We start from the raw sequence: 17,872 nt of genomic DNA on the forward strand, positions 1-17,872 counted from the left end.
ATACTGCGTCCAGCACCGGGAAACCGACCTGCAGTTCCTGGAACGCCTGGCCGCCGAAGAAGGCTGGCACTACCGCTACCAGCACGGCAGCGTGGATGGCGAAGAACAACCAGCGTTAATTCTCGCTGACCACCACGGCGACGCCCCGAAACTGGACCCGGTTACCTGCAACACCAAAGCCGGTGGCAGCACAAAGCAAGCCTGCGTGTTCCAGTTCGCCTACGAAGAACGGGTCAAAGCCGCTTCCGTGGCCATGAAGGACTACACCTTCAAGAACCCCGCCTACGCCCTGATGCATGAGCAAAGTGCCGGCGGTGTTAACCACCGGGAAGACTACCAGCACTACGACTATCCCGGCCGCTACAAAGCCGACGCCAGCGGCCAGCCGTTCACCCAGAACAAACTGGATGCGCTTAGAAACGACGCCGCCATGGCCAACGGCAAAAGCAACCGCCCGGACTTCACCCCCGGCGCCAAAGTGGAACTGCAGGACCATGACAGCCAGACCCTGAACCGGGAATGGCTGCTCACCGCTATTACCCACACCGGCAACCAGCCCCAGGCCCTGGAAGAAGAGGGTGGCAGCGAGCCCACCAGCTACCACAACACCTTCAGCGCCATCCCGGCCGACAAAACCTGGCGCCCCCTGTGTAATCACAAACCCGTGATGGACGGCCCCCAGATGGCGCTCGTCACCGGCCCCGAGGGTGAAGAAATCCACTGCGACCAGTACGGCCGGGTAAAAGTAAGATTCCCGTGGGATAGATACTCGAAGAACGACGAACACAGCAGTGCCTGGCTGCGTGTGGCCCAGGGCTGGGCCGGTGGCCAATACGGCTTCATGGCCCTGCCCAGAATCGGCCACGAAGTGATCGTGTCTTTCCTCGACGGCGACCCGGACCAGCCCATCATCACCGGAAGAACCTACCACGCCACCAACACACCGCCGTACGCGCTGCCGGAGCACAAAACCCGCACCACCCTGAAGACCAAAACCCACAAGGGCGAGGGCAGCAACGAACTGCGGTTTGAAGACGAAGCCGGCGAAGAACAGATCTACGTGCACGCCCAGAAAGACCTGGACCTGCTGACGGAAAACAACCGCACCGAAGTCATCAGGAACGACAGCCACCTGACGGTGGAGAACCACCAGTTCAGCCACATCAAAGCGGCGGACCATTGCACCACCGACGGCGAAAACCGGCTGTCCGTTGGCGCAGACTGCAGCCAGACCGTGGGCGGCACCTACCATCAGAAAACCGCCCGCACCATGGCCTCAGAAGCCGGCACCGAAGTGCATCACAAGGCCGGTGCCAAGGTGGTGCTGGATGCCGGGGCAGAGCTGACAATTTCCGGGGGTGGAAGTTTTATCAAGCTGGACCCCAGCGGCGTGACCTTGAGTGGGCCGGGGATCAAGATTAATTCCGGGGGCAGCCCGGGGAGTGGTTCGGGGCAGAATACAGTTGCTCCGGAACTGCCTGCAGTGCTTGATAGAGATCGGGCAGCAATGCAGCGGTCTCCTGAACTGGGAATGGTTAGTCAGCGTAAAGGTGCCTCTCCCGACCAAACGGAGTTTGAACAGTTACCGGGCTCTGATCGAAAGCTGATTATTGATGTGATTGGTGGGCACTTGGAGCGGGATTCAGTAGAGGCGGTGAAAGGAAGCGAAGGAGGGGAGAGCGTATGACGGACACGGTGGATTTTTCAGATGAGTCTCTGGATCGCTCAATTCTCAGAAGAGCGGACTACGACGATACAGATCCCAAAGACCTGGTGCTGACGATCCCCAAGCGTGATGGAGGCAAGATATCTGTTCCTCTTCTTAAGCATGCAAGATCCAATATTGAACGGGACGATTATCAGGAAAATACCCTACTTCGAGTAAAGCCTCTGGCTGAGATCGCCAGTAATCTGCCGGTTAACAGTGGCGGTGTTACCGTCTATCAAGGCAAAGGTGTGGCAATGCTTCGTCCAGGGTATTTGTACATTTTTCGCAAAGGCCGACTGTGGCGTGAGCTGGAGATCGGCGAGCAATCTCGCTTTAGTGACGTGGATCTTGAAGCAGTTCGCGCTGAAGTGATGGACCCTGGCTCTGGACTTCGGGTTATCAGGCCATCCAGCGGCGACTGGCTCGACGATCTATTGATACCGGTTTTCCTCCAGGGCCAGGCAGTCATGCACGACTTCCGCATGGCGTATAGCGAAGTACAGTGGGATTGGTCCTATATCGAGCAGCTTGAACAGGATGAACTCGCCTGCGACGCTAGAACAACGGGTGTAGGTCCTGCCTGGGCGACCGCTGGTGTGGAGGGTTTGCGCTTTAGTGGTGGCTTTTTGGCCTCACGGGTCGAGGATGTGGAAGAGCTCCGGGAAAGGGATCTGGGCATTGAGTTGATGCTGGAGAACCCTAGTGACTTCGCAATGGGGTTTGAGAGGCCCGGTGAGGATGAGCTATGTGTCAAGCTCGGTCGGCTGCTCGAGACTCCATTTGATCTGAGCTGTGAGCCAGGTGAGGATCAGCTCAAAGATCTGCGGCAGAAGAAGGGTGTGGCATGCCTGGCGCTTGATGATCCTTTATTCACTCTTCGTCACTCTATGTCTCAGCTACATCTGGCTCTCCACTATCTGGATGCCGTCGATGCCTCTATTCAGGACAATCCGATGGCGCACTCAGCGATGCTCATCCGTCAGGCTGTGTTCGACCCATCGCACCGTGGTCAGAACCCGTTGGCAAGATATGCATCTGCAATTGATCGATCGAAGCTGGATGAGGTGCTAAAAACCGACCAGAAGCAACAAGCTATCGACATTATTGATCGGCATCTTGAAAAGTTGCGAGATATGCTTGGCAGCGGAACTCTTGATGCGGTGCTTGAGGATTATCGAACTTGCAATGATGTTGCGGTCTGTGAGGGGTATCTGCTGGTCGCAGATAAACTCAATCTACTTCAGCAAATTCCCGGAGTGCTTAAGGCTCAGGGTGTAGACAAAGGAGGCCAGGTTCTATCCGATCTTCGTCGCTGGGTTCTTGAAGGCTCATTTTTAAGCAAATGGGCACCGGAAACTGTTGAGGGGGATGCGGAACCTCTTATCAGGAGACTGGAAACGTTGGCCAAGGACACGGCTGAGATCGATGGCGAGCTGTTGAAACGACTCAATCTTCAGTCTCTGGCCTATCTCGAAAAACAATTGAGTGAGCAAAATGGTGAAGTAGAGTCTGGTATTAAAGGTGTAGCCAATGCAGGCAAAGTAAGCGGGATGATAGCCGGGTCACTCAACGAATGGAGTGCTGCGCTTCTTACCGTAGGTAAACGCCTGGTGGAAGAAGACCTTATCGAGAGTGTTGAACTGCCCCGTCTTATGCAGGGAGCCTATTCTAATTTTGCGCTGGTGGACTCAAGCTTGAGGCGTATCAAGTTAATGGATAGGTCGGGGGCAATGAGGTCTGGTTTTATCATCGGCGTATCTGGCGACGGGATTGAACGCGGCCTGACGGACTTTGACCGCACGGAGGGCATGCTCACCAGAGCAAAGGATTATCTTTACGCAGACTTGCTGGATGACTCTGACGACTTGATGGCTTCCACCAGCCCCAAGCGTGCGTCGGAGGCGTTAGAAGAGGCTATCCATAAAGTTGCGGGTTCCTCCATGGTATTTTTCGCGCCGGATGATCATCCGGAAGTGCGTAAGTTGAGTTTGTTGAAGGTAGATTTAGCCAAGAGAGCGAACAGTATTGTGGATGGGCCAGTGGTGTCCCGTGGCATAGTCGTGTTTGCAGCGTTTAATCTTTTTCTTGAGTTAAATAGTCTGAACCGTGCCTTGAAGTCTGAGAGCGGCAACGTTGCTTTTGGTATAGCAAAGACATTTGCCGGTGCTGGTTCAGACTTAATTGCCGCTTCGTTAAAGTACAGTGAGGTATTGGGGAGGGCTTCAGCCGCATCGGGTGGAGTTAGCACTAGAACCTATCAAATAGCGACCCGACCGCTGTTTGATATGAAAAACTGGATGCTGATTGGTAATCGGTTAAAAGCATTAAAGGCTACAACTCTCGTTAAGGTGGCAGGGTTGGCAACGTTCATTGCTGGAGCTGCAGGCGCTGGTTTGAGCTTTTGGGAGATGCGCATCAGTTTGTCGAACAAGGACTTTGATGCTGCAACTGGTCACGCCATCGCAATGACGGGGAGTTTGCTTGTGCTAGCATCTCCCCTTATGCATACCTTGCTGGCGATTCCTGGTTGGGGATGGGCCATCTTTGGTCTTGCAATGGCTGTTGGCGGAGGACTGTATGCCGCGTCAGTCACAGACGATACGTTTGAACAACTTCTCAAGCGTGGTCCTTGGGGGACTCATCCCGATCATTCTCTACCCGGTATGGACCACAAGGCCTATTACAGCCAGTTGCTTTCTCTGCTCTCGCCAATTCACGTAACGGCTCAGCGATATGCAGACGTAGAACCCGATCCCGCATTAGGCCATCCTGATTATATGCCCAGGCCAGATGATTACGTCATCACGTTCCAATTTCCATTGGTTAGCCGCATCAAGTTGCATCAGGAATGTGAGGCGGGGTTGCCTGCCAGTCCATTCAGGTTGGTAGTCCAAGAGGTTGCGTATCTATCATCCACTACCACCGTTTCGGTGAAAGGTCTTACGGAATCAAGAACGAGCACTCAGATGCTCAAAACCACCCCGCTCACTAAGGTGACAGCCCGACAGTCGATTCCACAGCAATCAGCCGTTCGTTTCCTGGTCAGGCGTGAGATTCAGGACAGTGAGTACCAAAGCCTTTATTATCAGGAATCCGTTAAAGTGCGGGTGAGGGTGGGGTTGCAAGCTACTCTGAACACAGAATTGGGGCCGCTGGTTTTTCCTGCGCCGGTGTTTGAGGATTACGAACCTTTCGATTTGGCGCGACACGAGCAGCCTCCCCCGAAGAAGCGGATGCTCATGAATCCATATGATCAGCCAAAAGCTCCGTATTGGTACTTCACTGAGGTCAACGTATGACTGAACAACATATGCGTCGTCTGGCAGATGCGGCCTTTAGAGCAACGGATGTTGGACCACTGCCACCTTCACCCAAAGACCGAATGCGCATCGGCGAGGATCTTCAGCCTGTCGGTACCTATGCCGGCATTATTCCCTATTTCGGGACAATTGAAGATGTTGAAGCGCTACAGGATCACGAAAAGACAGATCCCGAGTTCGAGTCCAAAGATTGGTGGTGGGACCACCAAAGGATTCGATTTTTGAATGACAAATTGGGACTCAAGGTTTTAGTCCTTGCATTGCCGGTCATATGGGTTTTTTTCCTATGGTTCAGCGGTATAGCGTTAGTCGGTTGGGGAATTATTGAGGCAAATAACAACTTAGATATTGCATCCGAGATTCTGGTCTTTATTGGTGGGCTTCTTTCGCTAATGTGGTTTGCGTTTGCGATTTGGGTAACTCCGGTTACCACTAACTGGATCATGAGCACCGGCATGGGGTTTGTGCTCAAGCCCTTTGAAAAAGCGATCAACAAGAAACTGGACGACACTCTCGAGGACGGTTGTAGTGAGTTCAACCGAGCCACCGGGCTGGTTCGCCTGGCTCTCGGGCGAGGCCGGTTTTTCGAAGCCCCGTTTGTGGAATTCGATGCTTATGTGGATCGGGTGATCCAGCAAAGCGGTGTGTTCTATCGGCTCATTTTTGTGCATCGCTATACACAGAAGTCATTCCATAAAACGGCTTTCAGTACCATCGAATCCAGCAAATCAGAGGTCCTGGCACTTTGGGATGTACTTCAGACCTACATGGATGTGACGCAGCCCCTGCCAGATGTACCACGGCTGGAACCATTCCGACACCTGGATCCTGTCACCGCTGAACACGACCTGCGCAGCGGTCGTAACCCTCGCTTCTGGCGCGATCTGGATTTGGAAGCCTGGAAGGAAGGAGAGGGCAAGGAATGGCTGAAGCGGCAGGAGGAATATCCCTGGAATAAGCGCAAGTGCCGGCTTACGCCGCAACTCGGCAAGATCTCGATGGCGGAATACCGAGAGCTACGTCCAGCCGATGCATGGCCGATTTGATAACACGCTCGATTCTGTAATGGCTGGACCGAAAACCGGCGCCATTACAGAATCGAAGTTGCTTTACCAACTCCCCACATTCTCCATACTCGCCCAAGGCTCCCGAGCCGGCAGCGCATCGCCTTTCTGTAGCAACTCAATGGAGATCCCGTCCGGCGTCTTGATGAACGCCATATGGCCATCCCGGGGTGGGCGATTGATGGTGACGCCGTTGGCCTGGAGTTTCTCGCACAGGGCGTAGATATCGTCCACCCGGTAGGCCAGATGGCCGAAGTTGCGGCCGCCTGTGTATTCCTCTGGGTCCCAGTTGTAGGTCAGTTCGATCATGGGCGCCTTGTCTTCCCGGGCCCGGGCTTCGTCATCCGGAGCGGCAAGGAACACCAGGGTGAAGCGGCCTTTTTCGTTACTCTTCCGGCTGATTTCTACCATGCCCAGCAAATCGCAGAAGAAGTGCAGCGTGTCGTCCAGGTTGCTCACCCGGATCATGGTGTGCAGGTATTGCATAAGGTGCTCCTTGGCTGGTCAGGTTCTGAATTGTATACGCCACAGTTTACGGTATTCTTCGGCTATGACTAAAAACGAGATTACCGAGACGTTGCTGGCATTTGAGTTGCCAGCGGTCCGGCATCTGGCCTGGTTGTGTCTGTCGCCTCAGTTGTTAAAACATGAGCTCAGTTTCGATCCTGCCGCCCATCTGCCCCCCGAATTCCTGGAGACGTTGAAACGGTGGGAGCGGAACCCTGATACCCTGCCTGCGCGGTTGACGGAAACGCCGGAGGGTCGGCTTGGCCACTATTTCGAGCGCCTGTACGAGTTGTTACTGCGGGATCTGTTGGGTTGGGACATTGTACTGCAGAATCAGCAGGTTCAGGCCGAGGGGCGAACGCTGGGTGAGCTGGATTTTCTGGTTCGCAACCGGAGCTCCGGCCAACTGGAGCACCACGAAATTGCCATCAAGTTCTATCTCGGCTTCGTAACCGAGGCAAATCAGGTCCGGTGGTACGGACCCAATGCCCGGGATCGGCTGGATCTGAAGACTGAGCGCCTGCTGAATCACCAAAGCCGCTTGTGCCAGCGACCAGAAGCCCAGGGCTTGCTGGCCAGTGTTGGCGTCTGCGAAACGGTAACGCCACGAATTTTCATGCCAGGCTATCTGTTCTATCCGATTGCTCAAACGCTACCTGAGGCCCCGGCACAGGTGCCGAGGAAGCATCTGAAAGGTCACTGGATGAGGCTTGATCAGGCCCGGCAGGAGAATATCTCTGGCTGGGTGCCCCTGTTCAAGCCGGACTGGATCGGCCCCTGGACTCAATCGGCTGCGCCGGATACAGCATTGGCGAGGGCGGCGCTTGATCGGGTGGAGAGCGCCGGGATACCCCAGTTGTTTGCCGTTTTGAACAGGCGGCCGGAATCCGATCGCTGGGTAGAGGACAGTCGGGTGTTCGTTATGCCGCCCCAGTGGCCGGGTGCAGGCGCCTAAGACCATTGTAGGGGCTGTTCGGTTCACAGAAACGGGCGTTGGTCGTTGTCACATTCGTGACACGGTTCTAGAATTCCGGGCTGTTCAGGTGGCATCAGGACGATGCCCGTAAGCCAAGGAAGGAGATGCCCCGATGGAAGATTGGCAAGGATGTCTGTCTCCGGAGTGTCAGACCGCGCTGTTGATGGCCCGAGAAAGTGTTGGGCGCCGGGGCGGTTCTGTGATTACTGCCGAAGATTTTCTGCTGGCATTGCTCGATGCCATCCCCGCGATTCCCCCGTTTTTGCAACGCCAGAGTATCGATCTGGACGAACTCGTTCGCACCATTCAGGGTGAACAGCCCATCGTGACCGAGGTGGTCGGAGACGGTGATCTGTCCTCCCAGTTGATCTATTGGATTGCCTCCGCCCGCGAGTCGGCAGAGGTCCCCTGGCTCGATTGGCCGGTGCTTCTGAAAGCCCTGACGTCCCAATGTGAGCGGCTTCAGGATAAGGCCTATGTGGCTGTACTCGAGCTTGTGACCTGCTGGCCCTCGGCACATGACGTACCTGTGCCCACTTCCGATGCCCGTTTCGTTGCGCCGGTATCGATTGCGGAGCCAGCATGGCTCGCGCTGGCGGAAGATGTTGCGGTTGCCCTGGCGGCCAATCCCGAAGCATTGATTTGGGTTCGGGGCCCCAGGGGGGCCGGCAAGTCGGCCTGGCTGCACTCGCTCCTGAGCACTCCCGGCCTGGCCTGGGTTCAGGTTGATCCTCGCCGGGAGTCCGAAGTGCTGGCCTGCGATCAACCGGTTTTACCGTCAGCTGATTCCTCCTCTGAGCATTGGCCTGCACTGGTATTGGACAATGTCAGCCCCGCCGATTTGCTGACATTGATAGCCGAGCCGCTGGGGCTGATCCGGGATCTGGTTTCTGGCTGGTCTGGGCCAATCCTGCTGATTGGTCGTGATTCGATGACGGATTCCAGCGGTGTCGTTCGGTTGGGGCAGTTACTGGGACGTGAACCTGAGGTTCTGGAGTTGCCTCCAGTGAGCGTCCGTCAGCGGAGGGCGGTACTCACCGCACATCAACCGGCAACCGAAAAGCGTTGGAATATCCAGGTTTCCCAGGCGGCTCTCGAATATGCGGCTTCCCGACAAAGCAGCTGTGTCAGCACTCCTGGTGGTATGCTGCAGTGGGTACGGCGAGCCGCCGCCCGGCTGGATTTGTTTGCCAGTCGTGGCTCGGTGTCGGCAGCGGCACTGGAAGGCGAAAAAGAGGTGTGGCACCGGCAGTCGCTGGTTGCACTGGCGCGGGGAGAAGATTGCCATCTCCCGGAGCAGAAGGCGGAGGTCCTGATGATTGAACAGGCGGCGGCGGATGTTCTCTGGCACGAGCGCAAGCGGGCCGGCACGCTCCGACGATTGCTGGTGGACGATCTGCGCGAGGAACTGGAGCGATGGGTTGCAGCGAGGCCCGGGCCGGTTCACTATGTGCGACATTGCGAACAACTGCAGGGAGAATCCTTGGGTGCAGGATCTGGAAATCTACATTCGTGACCTTGAACCGGCCGCGGTCTCCAACTGGCTGGAAGGCCAACTGGACGAATTACAGTTGGACGATACCGACGTCAGTTCCGTGGTGAAGGGCATGGCCAGGTATAGCGGCGCGCGGGTGCGCATCACGCTGTATCCGGGCGCTTTCGGCAAGCGTTTCACTTCACTGGTGATGGAAGGCGATGAGCTGCCCTGGAACAGCGACCTGGATTGCGCTCGTAGTGCCTGGCGGGCAATGGATACTGAAATCCGCTGCAGCCCGGGAGACTGGAAAGAAGGGGACCCGGTGGAGGACGATAAGTGGTGGCGGCTGGATCATCGCGGCGAGCAGTTGGTGGTCTGGAACTGACAGTCACAAGGTTTTCGGCTTGAAACAAAAAAGCAGCCCCGAGAGGCTGCTTTTTTATTGGCGCGTGCGGGAGCTGTCTCAGTCGCTCAGGATAGACACGTTGTCTGCCTGCAGGCCTTTGTCTGCCTCAACCACGTTGAAGCGCACCAGTTGGCCCTGGCGAAGCACGCGGCGACCACGGCCACGGATGGCGCGGAAGTGCACAAAGATCTCGTCGCCACTGTCACGAACGATAAAGCCGAAGCCTTTCTTGACGTTGAACCACTTGACGGTGCCTTCCTCGTTACCTTCCGGAGTGCTGTCGTCAAAATCGTCTTCGTCGTCGTCATACTGATTGCTGGGCTGGGCACTGCGAGGTGCTGCCTTGCGCGCGGCTGAGTTCCTGGCGGCAGGCTGCTTGCCGGCGAGTGCAATCGCAACAAAGGCGGCAACGGCAAAGACAACAAACGCGAACAGATAGGCCGCTATGCCACCCTGGCTGCCCAGAGCTTCCAGGCCCTGGCCCAACGCCAGGATTTTCAGGGGTTCCGGAGTGGTGGTAAGCAGAAGGCCGAGTACAAACGGTGCCGGAATCGCGATCAGAATGGCAACAAGGATCGCTTTGGCTGGATTACGCATTGGTTGGTTATTCTCCATGGTTTAACACTGACGATAAAAAGCCGGACATCGGGTAACATGGCATGTCTGGCCGGTGAACGCCGCCAACCCCGGGAAAACTGATTATCCCGGGCGCAGGCGGTAAAAGGCGGCATGATACCAGATTACAGAAAGGGCTGACCAAACCTCATGAGCAAAAACTCCCTGGAAGAACGACTGGCAGAACTGGAAATGCGACTTGCGTTCCAGGATGAGCTGATCAACACGTTGAGTGATCAGGTCGCCAAGCAGGAGATGGACATTCGGGAACTGTGGGACGCCAAGAAAATGCTGCACAAGCAACTCAAGGATATCTCGCCGTCCAATATCCGGCGGGAAGAAGAGGAAACACCCCCGCCGCATTATTGATCAGAGGCTCATTGTGAGCCTCTGGTTCGATTCTTTATGCCAGCAGCTCGACCAGAATCTGTTCGTAGATCTCGGATAGTGTGTCCAGGTCCTCAGCCTTCACACACTCGTCCACCTTGTGAATGGTGGCGTTGATCGGGCCAAGTTCGACCACCTGGGCACCGGTGGGCGCAATGAAGCGACCGTCTGAGGTGCCGCCGGACGTAGACAGTTCTGTCTCACGGCCAGTCACGGTTCGAATGGCATTCTGTGCGGCCGATACCAGCGCGCCTTTGTCGGTCAGGAATGGCCGGCCACTGAGGTGCCATTGCAGATCGTATTTCAGGTTGTGCCGGTCCAGGATAGCGACCACTCTCTCTTCCAGGCTTTCCGCGGTGTTCTCGGTGCAGTAACGGAAGTTGAAGTGCACCAGGCACTCCCCGGGCACAATATTGCTGCCGACGCCGGCCTCGACACGAGTTATCTGGAAGGTGGTAGGCGGGAAGAAGTCGTTGCCGTTGTCCCAGAATTCCTTGGCCAACGCGTCCAGTGCCGGTGCAACGTTGTGGACGGCATTCTCGGCCAGATGCGGGTAGGCCACGTGGCCCTGAACGCCGTGAACGGTGAGGTATCCGTGAAGGGAGCCGCGCCGGCCATTCTTGATGACATCCCCTACCTGGTGGGTGCTGGACGGTTCGCCAATCAGGCACCAGTCCATTTTCTCATTGCGGGCTTCGAGGGTTTCCACCACTTTTACGGTGCCATCCTGGGCCGGGCCTTCCTCATCGCTGGTGATCAGCAGGGCAATCGAGCCCCGATGATTCGGGTGGTTGGCCACAAATCGTTCACAGGCGGTGATGAAGGCCGCCAGGCTTCCCTTCATGTCCGCTGCGCCCCGACCGTGCAGGTAGCCGTCCTTGATGATCGGGTCAAACGGCGGTTGCGCCCAGTTTTTCTCAGGGCCGGTGGGTACCACGTCGGTGTGGCCGGCAAATGCCAGAACCGGCCCATTGTTGCCCTTTCTTGCCCAAAGGTTGTCGGTTTCGCCAAAGCGCAGGTTTTCCCCACTGAAACCGAGCGGCGCCAGGCGTGACATCATGAGTTCCTGGCAGCCCGCGTCGTCCGGCGTTACGGATTGGCGGCGGATAAGGTCCTTGGCAAGTTCCAGGGTGGGGGAGAGCGACATAGGGAAACCTGTTCGATAAGGAAAGAGTAGAGGGAATAACACCACAGAACCCCCGGTGTCGGTGGGTTCTGTGGCGGGCTACAGCCTTAGTTGTTGGCGTGCAGTTCTTCGTTCAGTTCAATGGCGGTCTTGTTGGTTTTGCACTCAACCGCACCGGTCTGGCTATTGCGACGGAACAGCAGATCGTTTTTGCTGGCCAGATCGCGGGCTTTCACCACTTCCACCAGTTTGTTGTGGTCATCCAGCAGGGCCACCTTGGTGCCTGAGGTGATGTACAGGCCAGCTTCAACGGTGCAGCGATCGCCCAGCGGGATGCCGATGCCGGCATTGGCGCCCAGCAGGCAGTTCTCGCCCACGGAAATAATGATGTTGCCGCCGCCGGAAAGCGTGCCCATGGTGGAACAGCCGCCGCCCAGATCGGAGCCTTTACCGATCATCACGCCTGCGGAGATGCGCCCTTCGATCATGCTGGTGCCTTCGGTACCGGCGTTGAAGTTGATAAAGCCTTCATGCATGACGGTGGTACCTTCGCCTACGTAGGCCCCCAGACGTACCCTGGCGGTGTCGGCAATACGTACACCCTTGGGCACTACGTAATCCGTCATCTGCGGGAATTTGTCGACCGACTTCACTTCCAGAATACGGCCATCCAGGCGTGCCTGCAGTTGCCGCTCCGGCAGTTCATTCAGGTCAATGGCGCCTTCGTTGGTCCAGGCCAGGTTGGGCAGCAGGCCAAAAATGCCGTCCAGCTTCAGGCTGTGGGGCTTGGCCAGGCGGTGTGAGATCAGGTGCAGTTTCAGGTACACCTCCGGCGTGCTGGAAGCGGTATCGTCCGTTGCCAGTACGGTGACTACCACGGGGCGCTTGCTCTCAGCCGCTTTCTCGGCCAGTTTGGCCTGGTCTGTCCGGCCCAGTTGGCGAAGGGCGTTGGCAAACTGTGCCAGTTGTTCTGCTTTCACGCTGATGGCCTGGTTGCCACCCTTATAGTCCAGCGCAGACTCAACCACGTCGATCAGGTCTCTGTCGGGTGTCATGATCGGCTGCTGGTAGTACACCTCCAGCCATTCGCCCTGGTTGTTCTGGGTGCCGATTCCGATACCGAATGCAAAACTCATCTGGTGGTTGCTCCTGTTGTCATTAAATAGTCAGAAAAATTCAGCCCAGCCACGCAGACCAGTCGTCTGCGTTGAACCCCACGCTTACGCCGTCTCCGCGCTCGACGACAGGGCGTTTGATGATGGAGGGGTTGTCCAGCATGATCTGGTGGGCACTTTGGGCGCTAATGGTATCACGAACCTCGTCGGGAAGTTTTCGCCAGGTGGTCCCGCGTTTGTTCAGGAGCGTTTCCCAGCCAACGGCCTGCTCCCACTGGCTGAGCTTCTCGCTGCTCAGGCCGTCTTTCTTGAAATCATGGAACTCATAGTCCACGCCGTGTTCATCCAGCCACTTCCGGGCCTTTTTGACGGTGTCGCAGTTGCGGATGCCATATATCTTCATTGTTTAAAACCTTTTACGAACTCAACGATACGTTTCGCGGCCTCAACGCATTCCTCCAGGGGAGCCACCAGCGCCATGCGCACGCGGTTTTCACCCGGGTTGTGGCCGTTTACCGTGCGCGACAGATATCGGCCCGGCAATACGTGTACGTTCTGTCGGGCGGACAGCTCCCGGGCGAATGTTTCGTCGTCCATGGGCGTCTCCGGCCAGAGGTAGAAGCCGGCATCCGGGAAGTCGACGTTCATCACTTCGCGCAGAATGGGCACGACTGCCTCGAACTTGGCCCGGTAGGCGGCGCGGTTTTCGCGCACATGGTCTTCATCGTTCCAGGCGGCGATACTGGCCAGCTGATTATGTATAGGCATGGCACAGCCATGGTAGGTGCGGTATTTCAGGTAGCCGGCCAGTACCTCGGCGTCGCCGGCCACAAAACCGGACCGCAGGCCCGGCAGGTTGCTGCGTTTGGACAGGCTGTGGAACACCACACAGCGCTTGAAATCGTGGCGGTCGATGGCGGCGCAGGTTTGCAGCAAGCCTTCCGGCGGGTTGGCTTCGTCCGGGTAGAGCTCTGAATAGCACTCGTCCGAGGCAATCAGGAAATCGTGCCGGTCAGCCAGTTCAATCACTTTTACCAGGGTTTCCCTCGGAATCACCGCTCCACTCGGATTGCCGGGCGAGCACAGGAACAGGATCTGGCAGTTCTCCCAGACCGACTCGGGCACGGCGTCGAAGTCCGGGATGAAGCCATTGCCGCCATCGCAGGGCAGATAAACCGGTGTGGCGCCGGCCAGGAAGGCTGCGCCTTCGTAGATCTGATAGAAAGGATTGGGGCTGACCACGGTGGCGGGTTTGCCAGCATCCACAACCGCCTGAACCAGGGCGAAGATGGCTTCGCGGGTTCCGTTTACGGGCACCACGTGGCGGTTCGGATCCAATGACGCCGGTGCAAGATCAAACCGGTGGGTTGCCCATGCGGCAATCGCGCTACGAAGTTCGTCCGTGCCTTTGGTCGTGGGGTAATTCGCCAGTTTATCCAGATTATCGGCAATAACGTCCTTTACGAAGGCTGGCGATGGGTGCTTGGGCTCACCAATTCCCAGGGAGATGGGCGCCAGATGTTCTGGCACCGAAATGCCGGCCTTCAGTTTGGCCAGTTTCTCGAAGGGATAGGGGTGAAGTCTTTCCAGATTGGGGTTCATTGAATCTCGTCCAGCATTTTACAGAGGTCCTGTTGCAGGGCCTGGCACACGCCCGGGTCGCGCAGGGGTTCGCCCTGTTCGTCGGTGATGAAGAACACGTCTTCAACCCGCTCTCCCAGAGTGGCAATCTTGGCGTTGGTCAGCCGCACACGGTGTTCCAGCAACACCTGGCCAATCCTCGCCAGCAGACCGGGGCGGTCCGGCGTGATCAGTTCCATCACCGTGCGCTGATTGATGGTGTCGTTGGAGAAGGTCACCTCGGTCGGGAACGCAAAGTGTTTCAACTGCCTTGGCGTTCTGCGATGGATGATGTCCGGATAGTCTTCCGGGTCGTCCAGTTCTTCAATCAGTCGCTTGCGTACGCGCTCCTTCCGGGCCGGGTCGATACCCAGCGGCTGCCCCTTGTCATCCAGAACCACATAGGAGCTGATGGAATAGGGGCCTTCGGTGGAATTGATGCGGGCATCCACAATGTTCAGGTTCAGCTGTTCCAGAACAGCGGTGGTGGCGGCAAACAGGGCGACGCGATCTTTCATGTAGATGATGATCTGGGAATAGCCGTCAGTCGGGCCACCCCGGGTGTCCCGGATCAGCACCAGAGGATCCGGGTTGTCGCCGTGGCGAATGATGGCGGCTGTTTGCCAGGCGATATCCACAGTGGAATCCTGCAGGAAGTATTCGTCGTCCACGGTATTCCAGATATGGTCGATCTGTTCATCGGTCATATTCTGGGCGTGGAGGATTTCCCTGGCTTCCTCCTGGGTGGCCCGGATCCAGGACTGCCGGTCTACCGGATTGTCAGTGCCGCGGCGCAGCGCCCGTTTGGTTTCTATATAAAGCTGGCGCAACAACGACGCGCGCCAGGTGTTCCACAGTTTGGGATTGGTGGCACTGATATCGCAAACCGTGAGGATGTAGAGATAGTCCAGGTGGGCGAGGCTGGGTACCGCGCGGGCAAAGGCCTGAATGATGTCCGGGTCGGAAATATCCTTGCGCTGCGCGGTCATCGACATCAACAGGTGGTTTTCCACCAGCCAGGACACCAGTTGGGTGTCCCGTTCACTGAGATGGTGCCGCTCGCAAAAGGCTTCGGCATCAATGGCGCCAAGCTCGGAATGGTCGCCGCCCCGGCCTTTCGCCACGTCGTGGTAGAGGCCGGCAATAAACAGGGTTTCCAGTTTGGGTAGCCGGTGTATCAGACGGGAGGCCAGGGGGTATTCGGTTCGGGCCTCGGTGCTGTTGAGCCTCACCATATTGCGGATCACCCGCATGGTGTGGGCGTCTACCGTATAGATATGGAAAAGGTCGTGTTGCATCTGCCCGATGATCTGGCCGAACTCCGGCAGGTAGCGGCCCAGCACGTTGTACTTCTTCATGGCCGACAGAGTCTGGTCCAGGGCGTGGGGCGTGCGTAGCAGCTCCATAAACAGCGTGGTGACGGCCAGGTCAGACCGGAACGCGTCATCAATCAGATGCCTGTGGGCCCGGAGTGAGCGAATCGTGGTGGCCCGGATACCTTTGATCTCCGGGTGTTGCGCCATCAGCACGAAGATTTCCATGATCGCGTACGGGGCGTAGGCGAACACCTGATTGTTCACCGCTTCAATGTAAAGGTTGCGAACCTGGAAACGTTTGTTCAGGGGGCGGATTTCATCTTCGCCGCCGCTGCCAATGATGGCTTCGTCATAATACTGCAGGATCACGTCGGCCAGCTCCGCCAGTGCAAGCACAGTGCGGTAGTACTGCTGCATCATCAGCTCTACGCCCAGACGTTTACCTTCGTCCTGGTAACCGAGCATTTGTGCCAGGGCGCGCTGGTGGTCAAATAACAGTCGATTTTCATTGCGGTCGGCCAGCAGTTGAAGGCCAAATCGGAGCCGCCAGAGGAAGGTCTCCCCCTGGTACAGAATCTGGTGCTCTTCTTCGGTCAGGATGCTGAAGCGGGTGAGGTCGGCAATATTCTGCAGGCCGAAATGGCGCTTGGTGATCCAGCCGATGGTCTGGATATCCCGAAGGGCGCCAGGAGAGCCTTTGACGTTGGGCTCCAGATTGTACTCCGTGTCGCCGTACTTCTTGTGACGTTGCTGCTGCTCTTCACGTTTGGCGAGGAAGTAGTCCCGATCGGAGCTGACGTCGTCCGAATACACCATCTCACTGAGTTCGGCCCGTAAACCATCCGGGCCTGCGATCGTGCGTGTTTCCAGCAGGTTGGTCAGAATGGTGATGTCTTCCCGGGCGGCCTGAATGGATTCCGCCAGGCTGCGAACGCTGTGGCCAATATCCAGTTTGAGGTCCCAAAGCAGGGTGACAAACGCTCCCAGGTCTTCCTGCCAGTCCTCTTCTATGCCATTGCGGGTCAGGATCAGCAGGTCAATATCGGAATGAGGGTGCAGCTCGCCCCGGCCATACCCCCCCACGGCCACCAGTGCAATGTCTGCGGAGCGGGAGAACGGGTATCGGTTCCAGATCAGCCGGAGTACCTTGTCGATGGTGTTGGCCCTGGCAAGAACCAGGGCGCGGACATCGGCACCTTGCTGAAATGCCTCGGCATCAGCGTTATAACTTTCCCGCAACAGTTCGCGTGCGGCAAACACCGGTGAGGTGTCGTTACTGATTCGGGATTCCAGCTCGCTTCGGTCCACTTAGAATGACTCTTCCGATCGGCGGGTCAGCACCTCATAGCCATCCGCAGTTACCAGAATGGTGTGCTCCCACTGTGCCGACAGTTTGTGATCCTTGGTGACCACCGTCCAGCCATCTGCCAGTAGCTTGGTCTGGTATTTGCCCTGGTTGATCATCGGCTCGATGGTAAAGGTCATGCCTTCTTTGAGTTCCATGCCGGTGCCGGGCTTGCCGTAGTGCATTACCTGAGGCTCCTCATGAAACACTTTGCCAATGCCGTGGCCGCAATAGTCTCTGACAACGGAGTAACGGTGTTTCTCGGCATGCTGCTGTATTACGTGGCCAATATCACCCAGGCGGGTTCCGGGCTTCACCAGTTCAATGCCTTTATACAGGCACTCCTGGGTGATCTGGATCAGGCGTTCGGTGCCGGGCTTGGGCTTACCCACAATCCACATCTTGCTGGTGTCGCCGTGGTAACTGTCTTTGATGACGGTGACATCAATATTGATGATGTCGCCTTCTTTCAGCACCTTCTTCTCGGACGGGATGCCGTGACAGATTACGTGGTTGACGGATGTGCAGATAGACTTGGGGAAGCCCTTGTAGTTCAGGGGAGCGGGGATTGCCTGCTGTGTGTTGACGATATAGTCGTGCGCAATGCGATCCAGCTCTTCCGTGGTGATGCCGGGTTTGACATGTTCGTCGAGCATTTCCAGAACTTCGGCAGCCAGGCGACCGGCCACGCGCATCTTTTCAATCTCTTCGGGGGTCTTGATAGTTACCTGCATCGGGCTTCCTGTTGATTTGTATCAAACCGGCATTTTAAGGGGCGGCGACATAAGGTACAAGGCGGGGAGCAGGCTATGCTGGCCATAGCCCGGGGCTAAAAATAATGGCGTTTGGCCTGGCAGATATGGTATAAACGCGCCCGCCGGAAACGAATC

Annotated in this window: 15 protein-coding genes; 7 read left to right on the forward strand and 8 right to left on the reverse strand. The window is 56.9% G+C overall.

Features of this window, described 5'->3' with window-relative positions:
• The 3 genes from Q669_RS05540 to Q669_RS05550 form a co-directional block, all read left to right on the forward strand.
• The coding region (locus Q669_RS05540) for a type VI secretion system Vgr family protein (protein WP_022991533.1) at positions 1–1,687 on the forward strand (1,687 nt) is incomplete at its 5' end.
• Positions 1,684–5,007, forward strand: coding sequence for a hypothetical protein (locus tag Q669_RS05545; RefSeq protein ID WP_022991534.1), 3,324 nt, complete (start codon positions 1,684–1,686; stop codon positions 5,005–5,007). The genes Q669_RS05540 and Q669_RS05545, both read left to right, overlap by 4 nt.
• On the forward strand, positions 5,004–6,074 hold the full coding sequence (locus Q669_RS05550; protein ID WP_081699713.1) for a hypothetical protein: 1,071 nt from the start codon (positions 5,004–5,006) through the stop codon (positions 6,072–6,074). Before Q669_RS05545 ends, Q669_RS05550 begins: the two co-directional genes overlap by 4 nt.
• A gap of 63 nt (positions 6,075–6,137) precedes the next feature.
• On the opposite strand, the gene Q669_RS05555 is transcribed toward Q669_RS05550, so the two are convergent.
• Positions 6,138–6,578, reverse strand: a complete 441-nt coding sequence (locus tag Q669_RS05555) for a VOC family protein (protein ID WP_022991536.1) — start codon at positions 6,576–6,578, stop codon at positions 6,138–6,140.
• Between the two features lie 64 nt (positions 6,579–6,642).
• Here Q669_RS05555 and Q669_RS05560 point away from each other — a divergent pair, with 64 nt between their 5' ends.
• The 3 genes from Q669_RS05560 (at position 6,643) to Q669_RS05570 (ending at position 9,437) form a co-directional block, all read left to right on the forward strand.
• Entirely contained in the window at positions 6,643–7,554 is a 912-nt protein-coding gene (locus Q669_RS05560) for a DUF1853 family protein (protein ID WP_022991537.1), read from the forward strand.
• A gap of 133 nt (positions 7,555–7,687) precedes the next feature.
• Complete coding sequence (locus Q669_RS05565) at positions 7,688–9,091, forward strand: hypothetical protein (protein ID WP_022991538.1); 1,404 nt, start codon at positions 7,688–7,690, stop codon at positions 9,089–9,091.
• Positions 9,063–9,437, forward strand: a complete 375-nt coding sequence (locus tag Q669_RS05570) for a hypothetical protein (protein ID WP_011786016.1) — start codon at positions 9,063–9,065, stop codon at positions 9,435–9,437. Before Q669_RS05565 ends, Q669_RS05570 begins: the two co-directional genes overlap by 29 nt.
• Positions 9,438–9,515: 78 nt before the next feature.
• Here the strand turns inward: Q669_RS05570 and Q669_RS20050 are convergent, their stop codons facing one another.
• Positions 9,516–10,055 (reverse strand): cold-shock protein, encoded by a 540-nt coding sequence (locus tag Q669_RS20050; protein WP_011786015.1) that lies wholly within the window; start codon positions 10,053–10,055, stop codon positions 9,516–9,518.
• A 168-nt stretch (positions 10,056–10,223) separates the two neighbouring features.
• Here Q669_RS20050 and Q669_RS05580 point away from each other — a divergent pair, with 168 nt between their 5' ends.
• Complete coding sequence (locus Q669_RS05580) at positions 10,224–10,442, forward strand: SlyX family protein (protein ID WP_011786014.1); 219 nt, start codon at positions 10,224–10,226, stop codon at positions 10,440–10,442.
• 34 nt (positions 10,443–10,476) lie between these two features.
• On the opposite strand, the gene dapE is transcribed toward Q669_RS05580, so the two are convergent.
• The 6 genes from dapE to map form a co-directional block, all read right to left on the reverse strand.
• Positions 10,477–11,607 carry a succinyl-diaminopimelate desuccinylase gene (dapE, locus tag Q669_RS05585; protein WP_022991539.1) on the reverse strand — a complete coding sequence of 377 codons (1,131 nt, stop codon included), beginning with the start codon at positions 11,605–11,607 and terminating at the stop codon, positions 10,477–10,479.
• A gap of 86 nt (positions 11,608–11,693) precedes the next feature.
• Positions 11,694–12,722 carry a 2,3,4,5-tetrahydropyridine-2,6-dicarboxylate N-succinyltransferase gene (gene dapD / locus Q669_RS05590; RefSeq protein WP_022991540.1) on the reverse strand — a complete coding sequence of 343 codons (1,029 nt, stop codon included), beginning with the start codon at positions 12,720–12,722 and terminating at the stop codon, positions 11,694–11,696.
• Between the two features lie 40 nt (positions 12,723–12,762).
• Positions 12,763–13,104 (reverse strand): ArsC family reductase, encoded by a 342-nt coding sequence (locus tag Q669_RS05595; RefSeq protein ID WP_022991541.1) that lies wholly within the window; start codon positions 13,102–13,104, stop codon positions 12,763–12,765.
• A complete protein-coding gene (gene dapC, locus Q669_RS05600) occupies positions 13,101–14,303 on the reverse strand; it encodes a succinyldiaminopimelate transaminase (RefSeq protein WP_022991542.1) in 1,203 nt (400 codons plus the stop codon). The genes Q669_RS05595 and dapC overlap by 4 nt, the downstream gene beginning before the upstream one ends.
• On the reverse strand, positions 14,300–16,945 hold the full coding sequence (locus tag Q669_RS05605) for a [protein-PII] uridylyltransferase (RefSeq protein WP_022991543.1): 2,646 nt from the start codon (positions 16,943–16,945) through the stop codon (positions 14,300–14,302). The genes dapC and Q669_RS05605 overlap by 4 nt, the downstream gene beginning before the upstream one ends.
• Complete coding sequence (map, locus tag Q669_RS05610; RefSeq protein WP_022991544.1) at positions 16,946–17,716, reverse strand: type I methionyl aminopeptidase; 771 nt, start codon at positions 17,714–17,716, stop codon at positions 16,946–16,948.
• Between the last annotated feature and the right edge of the window lie 156 nt (positions 17,717–17,872).

It is taken from the genome of Marinobacter sp. C1S70 (genome assembly GCF_000475355.1).
GTDB classification, from domain to species: Bacteria; Pseudomonadota; Gammaproteobacteria; order Pseudomonadales; family Oleiphilaceae; genus Marinobacter; species Marinobacter nauticus.